Source organism: Kordia periserrulae (genome assembly GCF_003054265.1).
Lineage (GTDB): Bacteria > Bacteroidota > Bacteroidia > Flavobacteriales > Flavobacteriaceae > Kordia > Kordia periserrulae.
The window spans coordinates 284,314-297,848 of sequence record NZ_QBKT01000006.1 but is presented as its reverse complement, the minus strand read 5'-3'; the positions used below and the strand labels follow the sequence as shown (position 1 = coordinate 297,848).

16 protein-coding genes are annotated in these 13,535 nt (G+C 36.6%); 5 read left to right on the top strand and 11 right to left on the bottom strand.

Features of this window, described 5'->3' with window-relative positions; translation table 11 throughout:
* Nucleotides 1-2: 2 nt before the first annotated feature.
* Both C8N46_RS14075 and C8N46_RS14070 read right to left on the bottom strand, forming a co-directional pair.
* Complete coding sequence (locus C8N46_RS14075) at nucleotides 3-248, bottom strand: hypothetical protein (protein WP_245896866.1); 246 nt, start codon at nucleotides 246-248, stop codon at nucleotides 3-5.
* A gap of 78 nt (nucleotides 249-326) precedes the next feature.
* Nucleotides 327-1,574, bottom strand: a complete 1,248-nt coding sequence (locus C8N46_RS14070; protein ID WP_108115541.1) for a M20/M25/M40 family metallo-hydrolase — start codon at nucleotides 1,572-1,574, stop codon at nucleotides 327-329.
* A gap of 43 nt (nucleotides 1,575-1,617) precedes the next feature.
* On the opposite strand from C8N46_RS14070, the gene C8N46_RS14065 reads away from it, so the two are divergent.
* The 4 genes from C8N46_RS14065 (at nucleotide 1,618) to C8N46_RS20530 (ending at nucleotide 4,506) form a co-directional block, all read left to right on the top strand.
* Nucleotides 1,618-2,667 carry a TolB family protein gene (locus C8N46_RS14065; protein WP_108115540.1) on the top strand — a complete coding sequence of 350 codons (1,050 nt, stop codon included), beginning with the start codon at nucleotides 1,618-1,620 and terminating at the stop codon, nucleotides 2,665-2,667.
* 13 nt (nucleotides 2,668-2,680) lie between these two features.
* Nucleotides 2,681-3,496 (top strand): internalin, encoded by an 816-nt coding sequence (locus C8N46_RS14060; RefSeq protein WP_108115539.1) that lies wholly within the window; start codon nucleotides 2,681-2,683, stop codon nucleotides 3,494-3,496.
* A 480-nt stretch (nucleotides 3,497-3,976) separates the two neighbouring features.
* Nucleotides 3,977-4,156, top strand: a complete 180-nt coding sequence (locus C8N46_RS14055; RefSeq protein WP_108115538.1) for a hypothetical protein — start codon at nucleotides 3,977-3,979, stop codon at nucleotides 4,154-4,156.
* Nucleotides 4,157-4,335: 179 nt separating this feature from the next.
* The gene (locus C8N46_RS20530; protein ID WP_158269155.1) at nucleotides 4,336-4,506 is read left to right on the top strand and encodes a hypothetical protein; all 171 of its coding nucleotides are present in this window, start codon (nucleotides 4,336-4,338) and stop codon (nucleotides 4,504-4,506) included.
* Between the two features lie 55 nt (nucleotides 4,507-4,561).
* On the opposite strand, the gene C8N46_RS14050 is transcribed toward C8N46_RS20530, so the two are convergent.
* From C8N46_RS14050 to C8N46_RS14025, 6 genes are all read right to left on the bottom strand, one after another.
* The gene (locus tag C8N46_RS14050; RefSeq protein WP_108115537.1) at nucleotides 4,562-5,122 is read right to left on the bottom strand and encodes a hypothetical protein; all 561 of its coding nucleotides are present in this window, start codon (nucleotides 5,120-5,122) and stop codon (nucleotides 4,562-4,564) included.
* 199 nt (nucleotides 5,123-5,321) lie between these two features.
* Entirely contained in the window at nucleotides 5,322-6,716 is a 1,395-nt protein-coding gene (locus C8N46_RS14045) for an RtcB family protein (RefSeq protein WP_108115536.1), read from the bottom strand.
* Nucleotides 6,717-6,726: 10 nt separating this feature from the next.
* Nucleotides 6,727-8,034, bottom strand: a complete 1,308-nt coding sequence (locus C8N46_RS14040; protein WP_108115535.1) for a PcfJ domain-containing protein — start codon at nucleotides 8,032-8,034, stop codon at nucleotides 6,727-6,729.
* A 600-nt stretch (nucleotides 8,035-8,634) separates the two neighbouring features.
* Complete coding sequence (locus C8N46_RS14035) at nucleotides 8,635-9,516, bottom strand: endonuclease/exonuclease/phosphatase family protein (protein WP_158269154.1); 882 nt, start codon at nucleotides 9,514-9,516, stop codon at nucleotides 8,635-8,637.
* 10 nt (nucleotides 9,517-9,526) lie between these two features.
* The gene (locus C8N46_RS14030; RefSeq protein ID WP_108115533.1) at nucleotides 9,527-10,039 is read right to left on the bottom strand and encodes a YciI family protein; all 513 of its coding nucleotides are present in this window, start codon (nucleotides 10,037-10,039) and stop codon (nucleotides 9,527-9,529) included.
* Nucleotides 10,032-10,508: a CYTH domain-containing protein gene (locus C8N46_RS14025; RefSeq protein ID WP_108115622.1), complete on the bottom strand. Its 477-nt coding sequence runs from the start codon at nucleotides 10,506-10,508 to the stop codon at nucleotides 10,032-10,034. Before C8N46_RS14025 ends, C8N46_RS14030 begins: the two co-directional genes overlap by 8 nt.
* A gap of 40 nt (nucleotides 10,509-10,548) precedes the next feature.
* Between C8N46_RS14025 and dinB the strand changes: the two genes are divergently transcribed.
* Nucleotides 10,549-11,661 (top strand): DNA polymerase IV, encoded by a 1,113-nt coding sequence (dinB, locus tag C8N46_RS14020; RefSeq protein ID WP_108115532.1) that lies wholly within the window; start codon nucleotides 10,549-10,551, stop codon nucleotides 11,659-11,661.
* 180 nt (nucleotides 11,662-11,841) lie between these two features.
* On the opposite strand, the gene C8N46_RS20525 is transcribed toward dinB, so the two are convergent.
* The 3 genes from C8N46_RS20525 to C8N46_RS14010 all read right to left on the bottom strand — a co-directional run bounded on the left by C8N46_RS20525 (nucleotide 11,842) and on the right by C8N46_RS14010 (nucleotide 13,454).
* A complete protein-coding gene (locus C8N46_RS20525) occupies nucleotides 11,842-11,997 on the bottom strand; it encodes a hypothetical protein (RefSeq protein WP_158269153.1) in 156 nt (51 codons plus the stop codon).
* A 110-nt stretch (nucleotides 11,998-12,107) separates the two neighbouring features.
* Nucleotides 12,108-12,725 (bottom strand): low molecular weight phosphatase family protein, encoded by a 618-nt coding sequence (locus C8N46_RS14015; protein WP_245896865.1) that lies wholly within the window; start codon nucleotides 12,723-12,725, stop codon nucleotides 12,108-12,110.
* Between the two features lie 15 nt (nucleotides 12,726-12,740).
* Nucleotides 12,741-13,454: a hypothetical protein gene (locus tag C8N46_RS14010; RefSeq protein WP_108115531.1), complete on the bottom strand. Its 714-nt coding sequence runs from the start codon at nucleotides 13,452-13,454 to the stop codon at nucleotides 12,741-12,743.
* Between the last annotated feature and the right edge of the window lie 81 nt (nucleotides 13,455-13,535).

The following is a 13,535-nucleotide window of genomic DNA, read 5'->3' as shown; positions in this document are numbered from 1 at the left end:
ATTTATAAATAAACACAGCCACAGCCTGTTTCTGGAAGTTCGCATATACGCGTTGGCTCATTACAGCCGCCTCCTGGATTTGGATTACCACCGTCATCAGCGTAACACAAATAACCAATACATACATATCCTGGAGGACAACTTCCATTTCCGTCACAAACACCGACCGGATTTCCTCCGTTGATAAATTGTTGTTCTTTTTTCGTGAGTTTTACAGCACCTTTTACTTGTAAGATTTGTTTTTTCATGATCTTTAATTTTGGTTAAGTTCTTGAAAATAACAAAAAACTACAGAAAAGTACCATGTATTTTGAAAGTTTTAACTTTTACTTGTCTTTGTCAAAAGTAATTTCAGCTTCTATAATTTCTCCATTACGATTAACTTTTACGATAGTTGAACTTCCTTTTTCAAACTCTGAAAGTGCTTTCATATATGTCTTCATGTCCGTAACTTCAAAATCGCCCAATTGTACTACGACATCACCTTTTTGTAAGCCCGCATTTTGTGCAGGACGATTCTCGCTGACACCGTCAATACGCATTCCTTTTCCATCAAATAAGTAATCTGGAATCACGCCTAACGTAACTTTGAATCGTGGTGTATCATCTGATTCGTTGACAGTTTTGGTGAATTCAATTTTTCCTTGTGAATTAACGTCTGATATAATATCGTAAATGTAATTGGCAATTTGTACCATTCCGTCGTAGTTCAGCTTTTCAAAATCGTCAGAAGGTTTGTGATAATCTACATGTTGTCCTGTAAACAAGTGCAACACCGGAATGTCTTGCAAATAAAACGACGTATGATCTGACGGACCAACACCAGAAGGGTCAAGTTTTAGTTGAAATGTTTCTTGCGAATTTGCGTTTGCAGTCACTTCTTCCCAAATTGGTGATGTTCCTGTTCCGTAAATTGCCAACGATTTGTTTTTCTTTAAACGACCAACCATGTCCATATTCACCATATAATTCACTGTAGAAAGATCAATCGTTGGATTTTTTACAAAATAGTTAGAACCTAGCAAGCCCATTTCTTCTCCCGAAAAAGCGATGAATAGGTAATTATTGTTGGTATTGTTTTCTTTTAATTTATCTGCCAAATACAGCATCACAGCTACACCACTTGCATTGTCGTCTGCACCATTGTGTACTGCAGGTTCGCCTCTGTACAACGAACCATCTTGTCCCATGCCTAAATGATCGTAGTGCGCACCGATGACGATGGTGTTTTCAGCTTTGTTGTCAATAAATCCGATAACGTTTCTACCCGTGATTGACGTTTCGTTACTTCCTTCTCCATATTTAATTTCTGCGTGTGGATCTGTTTTCGGTGTAAATGTAAATGCCTGAATATATTCGTTGGTACCTTTCGGCTGAATGTTCAATTCTTTAAATCGATTCGCGATGTATGAGGCTGCTAAAATTTCTCCTTCTGATCCTGTGGCTCTTCCTTGCAACGAATCGTTTGCTAATACCTGAATATCTTCTTTGATATGGTTTTCGATAGGACGTTCTGTTTTACAAGCGATTAGAAATGCTAAAAAAAGAATTATAAATACTGGTTTGTTAGACATAAGACATTATTTTTGTGCAAAATTATCAAAATATTAAGTACTTATGACACGTATTTTTGTTTTAATAGCTTGTTTGGCTTTTTTTTCCTGTAAGAAGAATCCTTTAATTTATCCTGAAGAAAAATATTTTAAAGATATCCGTCAGGTAACGTTTGGTGGCGATAATGCAGAAGCATATTGGAGTTTTGACGACCAAAAATTGGTATTTCAATCGAACAATGCAAAATGGAATGTGTCTTGCGACCAGATGTTTTTGATGAATATTGACGATACGTTTAAAGATACCATGCCGCCAATGGTAAGTACGGGAAAAGGAAGAACTACCTGTTCGTATTTTTTGCCAGACAATAAACATATTATTTACGCTTCAACGCATTTGGTAGATGAAAAATGTCCAGATGTACCGTTGCGTAAAAACGGAAAGTATATTTGGCCTGTGTACGATTCGTTTGACATTTTTGTGGCAGATTTGGAAGGAAATATTGTAAAACAATTGACGAATGAAGTAGGCTACGACGCAGAGCCAACCGTGTCGCCAAAAGGAGATAAAATTGTATTTACCTCAACGCGAAGTGGCGATTTGGAATTGTACACCATGAATTTAGACGGCTCAGACGTAAAGCAAATTACCAACGAATTGGGTTATGACGGCGGTGCTTTCTTTTCACCAGATGGTACAAAAATTATCTTCCGTTCGTCGCGTCCTAGAACCAAAGAAGAAATCAAAGAATATAAAGAGCTTTTGGCAGAAGGTTTGGTACAACCTACTCAAATGGAGTTGTACATTTGCAATGCCGACGGAAGCGATTTACGACAACTAACCGACTTAGGAAACGCCAATTGGAGTCCATTTTTTCATCCTTCTGGAGAAAAAATTATCTTCTCATCCAATCATGAAAGTGAGCGCGGATTTCCTTTCAATTTATACATGATTAACATTGACGGAACTGGCTTAGAGCGCATCACACATGGAGAAACATTTGATGCCTTTCCAGTATTTTCAAACGACGGAAAGAAATTGGCTTTTTCATCCAACCGAAATAACGGCGGTGGAAGAGACACCAATTTGTTTATTGCAGAATGGCAAGAATAATACTCTTTTTTGGATGACCATCAACACAGAATTTTCATATAATAAACCTAAAATCACGTATGATTTAGCTAACGTAGATAAAAATACGAAAGCCATTAGCATTAGTGATAAGACTGTTGGTTTATCGTATTTGCCTGAGTTCAATTTTGAAGAGGTTTGGCTGGTGAATCTAAATCAGAAAACGTTTGAAAGTATCATTTCAGAAATTGCTCCTACTTTTTTGAATTTGTATGCATGCAACTGTAAAGACCTTTCGCTATTGGAAACACTCACTGATGTTGAGACTGTTGTAGTGAATTGGAATTCGAAAGCATTGGATTTTTGGGATTTTAGTAAAAATTTTAAATTAAAAAGATTACACTTAGAAGATTTCGCCAAAGTTAATTCGCTAGAAAAACTTTCGCTAGCGACATCTTTGGAAGCGTTGAAAATTTCTGGAGGCATGAATTCAAACTGGAAAATTTCTACATTGAAGCCTATATCTTCCTTAACAAAATTAAAGGTATTGAGTTTGATGGCTATTCAGGTTGCAGATAAAAGTCTTGAGCCGTTATCTACACTTACCGGCTTGAAAACTTTAGAGATTTCCAATCAGTTTCCAACTGCTGAATTTGCTAGACTTTCCACAAAATTGAAAAATACAGCTTGTGAAAAATTTCAGCCATATACAAAAGTAAACATTGAAGATATGGATGGACGTTTGTCTGCTGATGTCATGATTACTGGAAGTCGGAAACCTTTTTTGAACTCACAAAAAGATGCAGAAAAAATCAATAAGTATGTTGACACGTTTCATAAATTGGTGGCAAAATTTGAACGAATGAGTTAAATAAAAGCGCGATATCTTTCTTAAATAACGTGAGCTCGATATAACTATTTTTATGATATGACTGATTACTAATAGATTATACTCAACGTCAAATCGAGCATTATCGTAGATACCGAGTAACTCATGAGATTCTTTTGAAATAATCAATTCTTAGCTTTTCTCGACTGCGCTCGAACTGACAATTAGTTGTTTATCACCGAATTATGAATTACATAGTGATTTCTTAAGTCGAACTCATGCTAAATAATCCTTTCAGATTATAAATTAATTTTTCAACGCAGATTGCTGGCAGTTTTGTAAGGAATTGGTCATTCTTTTCAGAAAATAATTAAATATCTTACTACTTGATTTACAACTAGAAATCAGTATTATTTTTTGTTGGAGATGTTGTGATACGAATTCAATTGTGTTTTGACGTAATACTGTGATTTTAGGTAAATCTTCTAGGAGAGAACGTATTAACCAAATAAAAATCAACAGATGAAAAAAAGTTCGAAAAAAATTCAGTTAAAAAAGCGCTCAATTTCTACATTAAATGCGCACAATGTAAAAGGTGGAATTGGAACTACTACAACAATAGGGACAACTTCATTATTGACCATTACGGCAAAATCTTTTATGCAAGGAGGCGAAGATGTTTGTCTTTCTGATGCAAAATAAGTTGATCATGAGGAAAGTGAAGCAACTATTGCTTTCCTCATGTTTTAAAATGCTCACATTTACTTCTTTTCTGTATAAAGTTTTTCTATAGAAAATATTTTGCCACTCAATACTATAGAGATTTTACAATGATAAAGAATAGATGTATCGCAAACATTTCTAACCAAAAACGAAATAAGATGAAAAAAAGTATCAAAAAAATGCAGTTACAAAAGCGTTCTATTTCAAAGTTGAACGCTAAGCAAACTACAGGAGGAGTTGCCACAACAACTACAGTCACTTTAATCACAGCATTTTGTCCAACCATGATTTATATTGGAGAAGACCTTTGCTGGATTGCTGAGAAATAAGAGATAAAAAAAGAGTCTAGATTCAAGATTCTAGACTCTTGTTTCAAGCGAAAAATCAATCCAACAGAGAATTAAATTTCACGTTGGTAGTTGTTTTATTTTTCCGCTTTGCTTTCTTCTTTTTTGACTTCTTTCCAACGTTTATTTTTTCTTCTATACGTCGTAGTTGTTCGTCAATAAAGTATCTGAAACTCGTATTCAATGCCGCATGTTTTGCAGCTTTCAAACTTTTTTTAGCTTGTTTGAATTGTTCCTGTTTTTCATGTATACATGCTTGTGCAAAGTACAAACTTGCTTTATCGGTTTGTGGTAATGAAAAACCAACTTCCAATACATGTTCCGCTTCTTTATAATCACACAAATCAATCAATAAAAACGGATAGTAATAATACGTTTGCACATATTCGTGGTCAATGCACAACGCACGCAAATAATACTCTTTTGCTTTTGGGTAATCGCGCATTTGCTCGTGGTAAATTCTACCCATCAAATAATTCGCTCCTGCGTGATCTTCTCCACCCAAAATGTATTGCAATTTTTGCACACATTGCTCCAAATCATACGAATAGCTATCCAAAGCCTGCAGGTATAATATATCGTTGGTATATGTTGCCATTTTGTTTAAAATTTCTTTTTGTTATTTCAATAATTAACTTAGGTCTTCTGTTAAAATACTAGAGAAACCTTGAGAACCGCAGTTTCCCTAGTATGTTTGTGAAGACGCAACTCTACTTCCACAAGCTCAGTATAACCTACGTTGAGTGGAGCAACGTACATTGTGCCAAACTAGCGTACACTGAGCCTGTCGAAGTGTACTATTCCATGCGCACAATTTTTGGTGTAAAGGTTCCGACAACTTCCACCAATTCCGTTTGATTGCTCATGACTTGATGAATGTTTTTGTATGCCATTGGCGCTTCGTCAATGCCGCCACCAATCAACGTAACTCCACAATCTTTTAATTGCTTTTTAATGTCACTTTGCGTGATGGTTTGTTTGGCTTTTCGTCTGGACAATTGTCGTCCTGCTCCGTGTGAAGCCGATTGCAACGAATGCTTGTTTCCTGTGCCTCTGACAATGAATCCTGGTGCTGTCATGGAACCTGGAATGATGCCTAACACGCCTTTTTGCGCAGGCGTTGCTCCTTTTCGGTGTACTACCAATTCTTCTCCGTAGACCATTTCTTTCCAAGCGAAATTGTGGTGATTTTCCACCATTGCTATCGGTCTTGCTCCTAACGCTTTTCCTAAACGCTTGTGAATATCATGATGACACGCCGAAGCGTAATCGCCTGCTAAATTCATTGCGAGCCAGTATTCTTGTCCGTCGTGCGTATTCAAATCGAGCCATGCTAGATTTTTTGCTTCTCCAGGTAAAGGCGTTTGTTGCATTGCCAATTTTGTATAATGCTTGGCAATGTTTGCGCCCAAACCTCGTGATCCGCTGTGCGATAAAATGCCCAAATATGTTCCGACAGGCATGTTGAATTCGTTGTGTTCATCCGAAATCTCAACGATTCCAAATTCTACAAAATGATTTCCGCCACCTGACGAACCCAATTGTGTATATGCTTTTTTGAACAGTTTTTTTACCGTTGGAATGTCTTTGAATTCCGAGCGCTCAAAGATTTCATGGTCATTGATGCGCTTGTGCGTTTCGTAACTTCCAAATTTGGTATGTTCTTGCAACATATTCACATACTTATCGCGATGTCCGTCTATATAACTTGCAGGAATATCATACATTGATAAACACATTCTGCAACCAATATCCACGCCAACACCATACGGAATTACCGCATCTTTTGCTGCCAACACACCGCCAATTGGCAAACCGTAACCCGAATGTCCGTCGGGCATTAAGGCGCCAGCTTTTGCAATTGGTAATTTTAATGCGGTGTACAACTGATGTTTTGCTTCGTCTGCAATTCCGTTTTCGCCAAAAATGGTAAACGGTGCGCGTGTTGTTGCTAATTGTTGTGCTTCCACGTGTACAGGCGTTGTCAATTCTTCCGCTATTTTGCCCACAATTCCGTCACCTAGATACTTTTCAGGATTTTTTAGAATTGTTTTGAGTCGCTGTAATACTTTGTCTTTTCGTTCGCGTCTAAAGTTTTTCAGCATGACATCTATAGCGATGCTAATTGCTTTTCCTTTTTGTGGATATCCTATTTCGATGAGGTCTTTGCCTCGTAATTTTAATTTTGCCATTTTTTAAATTTTAAAGCCATTTCCCGATTTTTAATTCGTGTTCCATTGCCCAATCTGTCATTATTTTTTGGGCGATTGGAGAAATTGGCTGATTAAATCGTGCTTTTGCTTGCACGATAGTCTGCGATTTGATATCAACTTCAATCGTTGCTAAAGTTTCTAATCCTTTAGAAAAACTAACACATCGTAGCGTAAATATCGCGGCTACTTTTACGCAGCATGAACGCGCATACGAAGCTACACAGTGATTCATTTTTCGTCCTTCTCTAATCAACTCTTCCGAAGAGCACAATTCGAACAAACGATATTTTTTTACATCACTTCCGTTCTTTTTAGCCATAAAAAAAGACGTATCGAGTGTAGGTTTCCAAGTAAATTTTTCCACCTTATTGGCATTGTGTATCGCTTGCTCTATATGCCATGCATCCGATTGTCTGGTAAGCGATGCAATGGTGCGTCCTTTGATAGAATAGTCAGGATTGTTGCGAATACAATCGTTCAAATAATCGATGATTTCTTCCATCTTATTGAAATCCAACATCGTTTGCTTCATCAAGAACTGAATCACCGTTTCCCAGAAAGTTTCGTGTCGAAAACCATTTCTACTCAATCTTGTACATGCAATGCGTCCTGCTAGCAATTCATCGTTTCCAAAAGCCAAGGCTTGTGCTCTTCGCAATGCCATTTCAATGGTGTATTCGGCAGGAGCTTGTAAAAATTGATGTGCTCCTTTTTTCGTTAATCGTACAGGCACTTTGGTAAGTGTTTTTACACTTTGTCCACGTCCTAAATCGATAAACCAAGAAATGTGTTTGCGATTGAAATCGAACCAAGCTTCGTACATAAATGCAGGAACTTCATAGGTTACAAAACAGTGTGTAATAATACTTTTCAGTTGTTTGTCTGCATTGTGACTATTTCGCTTCCAAGTAGCGATATCGCGAACTGCCGAAGTGCTAAACCAAGCAATTAGTGAAACTACGCGTAAGTAATGCTCATTTCTCAGCAACTTTGTACAACGTTTTTTGTATAGATGCAAGAGTATTTCTTTGAATGCTTCACGTCGGCGTGACTGCTTTTTCTTGTGAAACCCTCCGAACTGATTTGCCAAGATATGAGCTAACGAACCACTTTCATACTCAAGTCGTTCTTTGCCTTCATAAATTTTTTCGACCAATGCTGGAAACAGTACTTTTTTTGCTTTGTTATGTTTTTGTAAGCATTCTTGTAATGCTGCTTCCTTTGCTTTTGCGGCTAATTTTTCCTTTAATCGTCGGGATTTCGAAATGTGTTTTCGATGTATATGTTGTGTTTCCATGACTGTATTTTTTGAGTGTTATTTTCAGTGAAAATTTTAAATCTGCGTGTTTGTCTTTCTTGTCGCATTGTTTGTTTTTTTATGATTAAAAATTCTTTTTAGTTAGCACTGAAAACACACTCCCGAGTTTACAGTCGCTCCATCTGTTTGATTAAATTCATTTGTTCTTTTTGTGTAGCTACACGATTTTTATGTTTCAAGTTGTTATAAAACAAAAAAGCCCGATTCTGCCATAGAACCGAGCTTTGATAATGTTGTATATATTCTTTTAACCCAAAGAATAGTTTGGTTCTAAAATGAACAATAGCTGTGCATTCACAGTGTTTGTTACGATATGTTTTGTTGCTTTTGCGAGCATATTTTTAAAAAATGAGCATTAAAAAACCCGAGCCTTTGTTGGACTCGGGTTTTTATTAATGAGTTATATTTCTATTGAAATGTACAACTGGCAAAACCCAAGTCGTGCATCGGAATGTTTCCAACACTGTTTCGATATGTAAATTTTACTTTTTGCACGTTTTCGTTTTTGTTACTACTTAATTTTTTCTGTCGCTTTTCGACGGTTGCAAATATAGAATATGATTTTTTAAATTTCCAAATTTATTTTTTGACGGACTCATTTTTGAGGTACATTTTCAGCATGGAATGATCGGATTTCCACGTACTTATTTTTTCCGTTTTTAGAATTTCTAAATCGTTGGAAACCCAGATGTGGTCTAATGATAAGAGCGGAATGTTCCAAAACCACGTTTCTCGAAATCCGTTGCCTTTTTCTGCAAATGCATGTTGGTAATTTTTTTTGAAATTTTCAAAGAAAATTGACTCAAAAGGTGTATTAAAGTCACCCAAAATGATATTTTTTTCGCTTGTTTTTATTTCAGAAAGCACACTTTGAAGCATGTTTTTTCGAAAAAATCGCAAGTCTGCAGAAACATCTATGGCATAAAAATTTGTGTTTTTTGTGCTAAAATGAACCACAACAACATGCTGTTCTGTTTTGATATTGGAGTGAATTTGTACAGGCGTTTTGGAAAAAATTCCAATCGCTTTTTCGGTCAATTCAAAATGGTAGTTTGGATAGTTTTCACGAATTTTTTGATAGTTTTTTTCATCTGCTTCAATCATCACCAATACATCAGGAATGGAGTTACTTTCTGCAAAAGCATCTTCAAAATTGGCACGTCGATAACCATTCCAAAGTACAACTTCCGTAGCATTTTCAGTAGCAACTTTAGCCGAAAATGTATAGCTTCTAGTGAACCAAATTCCGCCAATGACAACTGCAGCTATCACATAGTATTTTCTGGCGGAAGCCTTTACAAATAACAGTAAAAACAACAACCCAAGTGCAATCAGCGGAAGCGGCGTTGTGTAAAATAGCAAGGAGGAAAGGTAAAACGTGTCTTTAATCGTGAAGTGTATCAAAATAGCGATACACAAGAAAATTTGTAGTGATTTTTTGAAATACGTTTTAAATTTCACAGGAATAAATTTATCGCAAATAATAGCCTTTTCCTGCCCACCAAGGATGCATTTCAATTTTGAGTCGCCCCGCTTTTACAGATGGATCAGAATTTGCCAAACTGTCTGCCATTTCAAGCGTTGGAACATTGTAAATGGTGATACCGCGAATGTCGCCATCCAATTCACCAAAAGGTCCGGAAATATCCGCATAGCCTAAGTCATACATTTTTTTGAGATGTAAAATGTGCAAACGCTGCAAACTGTCTGCTTCTTGTTGGGTTTGTGAACGATTTTCTCCTTTTTTCAGAAATGCAATAAAATATTCCTGCATTAAAATGGTGTCCTTCGTTTTTGGGTCCGTCATTTCGATGATTTTATGACCTTTGTTCATGAGCTTTTGAATATACTCTCGTGAATATTTTTTTACATCTTTGGATGGTTCAACAGTTTTTTTAGTTTCCGTTTTCGTTACTTTTTGGGTTGAATCATTGCAAGAAACACTCAAAATTGCGATAAGAATGAAATAGATATATTTATTCATGATGCCAGGTTTTATACGGTTTTTTACTGAGTTGTGAGTTGTAATATTTGGGTTGTCCTGTGACTTCTTTTCCAAGCCACGTTGGTTTGGAGAACGTTTCGTTTTCGTGTTGCAATTCGACTTCTACAACGATTAATCCTTCATTATCTCCAAAAAACTCATCAACTTCAAAAATATGATTTCCGTGTGGAATGTGATAGCGTTTTTTTTCAATAATGCCTTTTTCACAAAGTACCAATAATTGCTTCGCTTCTGCTACAGGAATTTCAGTTTCCCACTCAAAACGACTCGTACCACTTTCGTTTGATTTTCCTTTGACGGTTAAAAATCCTTGCTGTCCTTTGATACGAACGCGCACCGTACGTTCGGGATGTGTGTTGAGGAAACCTTGTGCAATTTCGAAAGCATTGGTGGCTTCTTCTTTAAATTGTAAATTATTGACGAGAAATTTTCGTTCTATTTCTTGCATGAAAACTATAATATAGGCTAAAGATATCATAATTTTGAATATGGATTTCGATTTCCCGTTGCGAAAAATTATTCACGTTGATATGGACGCGTTTTATGCGTCTGTAGAACAATTGGACAATCCTGAATTGAAAGGAAAACCGTTGGCTGTTGGTGGCGGTGCTAAGCGTGGCGTGGTAAGTGCAGCAAGTTACGAAGCTAGAAAGTTTGGTGTACGCAGCGCGATGAGCGGATTTTTGGCTAAAAAAAGATGTCCAGAATTAATTTTTGTCCGACCACGATTTGACCGCTACAAAGAGATTTCACAACAAATTCGCGCTATTTTTTATGAGTATACCGATTTGGTAGAGCCGTTGTCACTAGATGAAGCGTATTTGGACGTTACACAAAATAAAAAAGGAAATCCGAGCGCGTCTTTGATTGCCGAAGAAATTCGTGCAAAAATTTTAGAAAATGTTGGTCTGACCGCTTCTGCGGGAATTTCCATTAATAAGTTTATTGCCAAAGTTGCTAGTGATTACAATAAACCCAACGGACAAAAAACGGTGCCGCCAGAAGAAGTGTTGGAATTTTTAGAGAATTTAGACATTCGGAAGTTTTATGGCGTTGGAAAAGTAACCGCGGAGCGCATGTATCAGTTGGGAATTTTTACGGGAAAAGATTTAAAAACCAAAGATGTTGATTTTTTAACGGAGCATTTTGGGAAATCGGGAAGTTTTTATTACAACGTGGTTCGTGGGATTCATTTGAGTGCTGTAAAACCGAATCGAATTGCGAAATCGGTGGGCGCGGAACGAACGTTTTCAGACAATTTGACTAGTGAAATTTTTATGCTGGAGAAGCTCGAAAATATCGCCAAAGAACTCGAAAAGCGACTAAAACGCTATGATGTTTCTGGAAAAACCATCACGCTAAAGATTAAATATAGCGATTTCACGACACAAACCCGCAGCAAAACGATTGCCTATTATATTTCTGATAAAAGCTTGATTTTAGAAACTGCAAAAGAATTGTTGTATCAAGAAAAATTGAAAGATTCCGTGCGTTTGTTAGGCATTTCGTTGAGCAATTTGAACACGGATAAGGATCAAAAGAAAGAGCAAAAACCTGAGGAAAAACAGCGTTTTTCAGTGCAGTTGAAGTTTGATTTTTAGACTTGTTTCCGCTTGCGCAGAATCTTTTAGACGTGCTTCACTTTAGATTGCTGTAGCTCTTAGATATCTAATTTTGTCTGTCATTCCTGCGGAGGCAGGAATCTATTTGATGTACGATTGCCGATTTTTGATTTTTAGCTTGTTGTGAGATGCTGAATCAAGTTCAGCATGACGCTTGAATTACATTTTGTCATTCCGCACTTGATACGGAATCCACCATGAAGTATTTTGGATTCCTGCCTTTGCAGGAATGACAATAAGGAAATGAACGTCTCTTCGAGTGAATTTGCGTAGCAAATTTGTATCGAGAAGTGATTTGAAGTAATTGGTTTTCATAGCACTTCTCGATACAAAATTCTTGCAGAATTTTACTCGAAGTGACGACTTTTTATAATGTACTAATTTGAAAACCAATTTTTTAATCTTTCAATTTTCAACCTTTTAGTTTACACCGAAACTTTCGACAGCACATACAACATTTCCGTTCCGATTTGTTGGCAGCGTTCGTCATATTTTTCGGCTTCTTTCGGTGTTCCGTCAAAGGCTTTTGGATCTTCAAATGGTAGTGCAATTCTAAAATCGGTTCCAGGTACAAACGGACAACCTTCGTCTGCTTCTGAGCAAACCATAATCGCAGCAAATTCTTGTGTTGGATTTGGAGCCTCTTCAAAACGTTTGGAAAATGCATGATATGCTTCTTGATTTTCCTGCCATTGCACTTTGTAAATAGGATTTTCTGCTTCCACTAATTTGGAAATTTGAAAACCAATTCGTTGTACAGCCGCTACCGCATTCGGATTAAATGCTGTGGCTTCTGTTCCTCCAGAATAGGTTTCTACGTTAGGTAACTTGTAATAATCTGCCGCAGCTGCCAACCACAATTGTCCTAAGTGACTTCTTCTGGAGTTGTGCGTACAAATAACGATTAGTTTGGGCGTTTTTTGAGCCTGATATTTTTCTTGAATGTAAGCAGAAAGTGTTTCCAACTGTGCTTTTCTTTCTGACGGAATTGAGTCGAAATCCTGCGTAAGCTTTTCAATGTTTTGGTGTAATTCTGGTAACATTTTAACGTTTTTATGTTAGTTTTCAATTGATAAACTGTCTTGTATCATTTCGTCGTAAAATGGTAAAATTCTTCTTTCTCCTTGTCGTACAGCATCTTCGTATTTTTCGGGAGCTTCCACCATGTACGAACTACTTCCAAACTGAACTCCGATGAAGTATTCTTCTATTCCTAAACTGTTTTCTACATAGGAATAACACTCCAACAAGGCTTCAAAAAAGACGTCTTTTGTAGAAGATTCTATTTTTCCTAAATCGGGAAGTTTGACCAATACTAATAATTTATTTTCATTAATTCGTGTAAAATATTCTACTGTGTTTTTGCTAATATTCTTTTTGGTCGTTTTTGTTTTTTGTAGAAACTTTTTTTCTTGCGTTTCAATGTAAATACTCGATTCTATACATTTTTTAGCAATCATAGTTAGCGGTTCATCTTCCGAAACATTGCTAGTGAGTTGTGCAACGTCTTTTTCAAAAAGTTCGTAGCGTAAATCATCGCCTTCAGGCTCTAACATTCTGTCAGCACAATATCCAATCAACATTAAAAAGACAAAAATCGTCAAACAACCAACACAACCCTTTTTAATATTCTTGTTGATTTTTTCCTTGTATTCGTCATTCGTTACTGGCGGCTCTTCGGTCTGATTTTGCGAATCAGCAGGCTTCTCATTAAAATTGCTACGAGGTTTTCGCGGGTCTTTTCCGACTTCGTCTAAAAAGTCTTCATTCATAAGGGAAATTTTGTTTGGTTAAAAAAATATGCTTCTATACAAAGTTTGTAAAGAAGCATATTGCAATATATGAAATAATTT

Coding starts and splice junctions, on each gene's coding strand:
- C8N46_RS14030 (WP_108115533.1), bottom strand. CDS start 10,039: ATGAATAAATATATCTATTTCATTCTTATCGCAATTTTGAGTGTTTCT.
- C8N46_RS14070 (WP_108115541.1), bottom strand. CDS start 1,574: ATGTCTAACAAACCAGTATTTATAATTCTTTTTTTAGCATTTCTAATC.
- C8N46_RS14010 (WP_108115531.1), bottom strand. CDS start 13,454: ATGAATGAAGACTTTTTAGACGAAGTCGGAAAAGACCCGCGAAAACCT.
- dinB (WP_108115532.1), top strand. CDS start 10,549: ATGGATTTCGATTTCCCGTTGCGAAAAATTATTCACGTTGATATGGAC.
- C8N46_RS14065 (WP_108115540.1), top strand. CDS start 1,618: ATGACACGTATTTTTGTTTTAATAGCTTGTTTGGCTTTTTTTTCCTGT.
- C8N46_RS14060 (WP_108115539.1), top strand. CDS start 2,681: ATGACCATCAACACAGAATTTTCATATAATAAACCTAAAATCACGTAT.
- C8N46_RS20530 (WP_158269155.1), top strand. CDS start 4,336: ATGAAAAAAAGTATCAAAAAAATGCAGTTACAAAAGCGTTCTATTTCA.
- C8N46_RS20525 (WP_158269153.1), bottom strand. CDS start 11,997: ATGAAAACCAATTACTTCAAATCACTTCTCGATACAAATTTGCTACGC.
- C8N46_RS14045 (WP_108115536.1), bottom strand. CDS start 6,716: ATGGCAAAATTAAAATTACGAGGCAAAGACCTCATCGAAATAGGATAT.
- C8N46_RS14040 (WP_108115535.1), bottom strand. CDS start 8,034: ATGGAAACACAACATATACATCGAAAACACATTTCGAAATCCCGACGA.
- C8N46_RS14075 (WP_245896866.1), bottom strand. CDS start 248: ATGAAAAAACAAATCTTACAAGTAAAAGGTGCTGTAAAACTCACGAAA.
- C8N46_RS14025 (WP_108115622.1), bottom strand. CDS start 10,508: ATGCAAGAAATAGAACGAAAATTTCTCGTCAATAATTTACAATTTAAA.
- C8N46_RS14055 (WP_108115538.1), top strand. CDS start 3,977: ATGAAAAAAAGTTCGAAAAAAATTCAGTTAAAAAAGCGCTCAATTTCT.
- C8N46_RS14015 (WP_245896865.1), bottom strand. CDS start 12,725: ATGTTACCAGAATTACACCAAAACATTGAAAAGCTTACGCAGGATTTC.
- C8N46_RS14050 (WP_108115537.1), bottom strand. CDS start 5,122: ATGGCAACATATACCAACGATATATTATACCTGCAGGCTTTGGATAGC.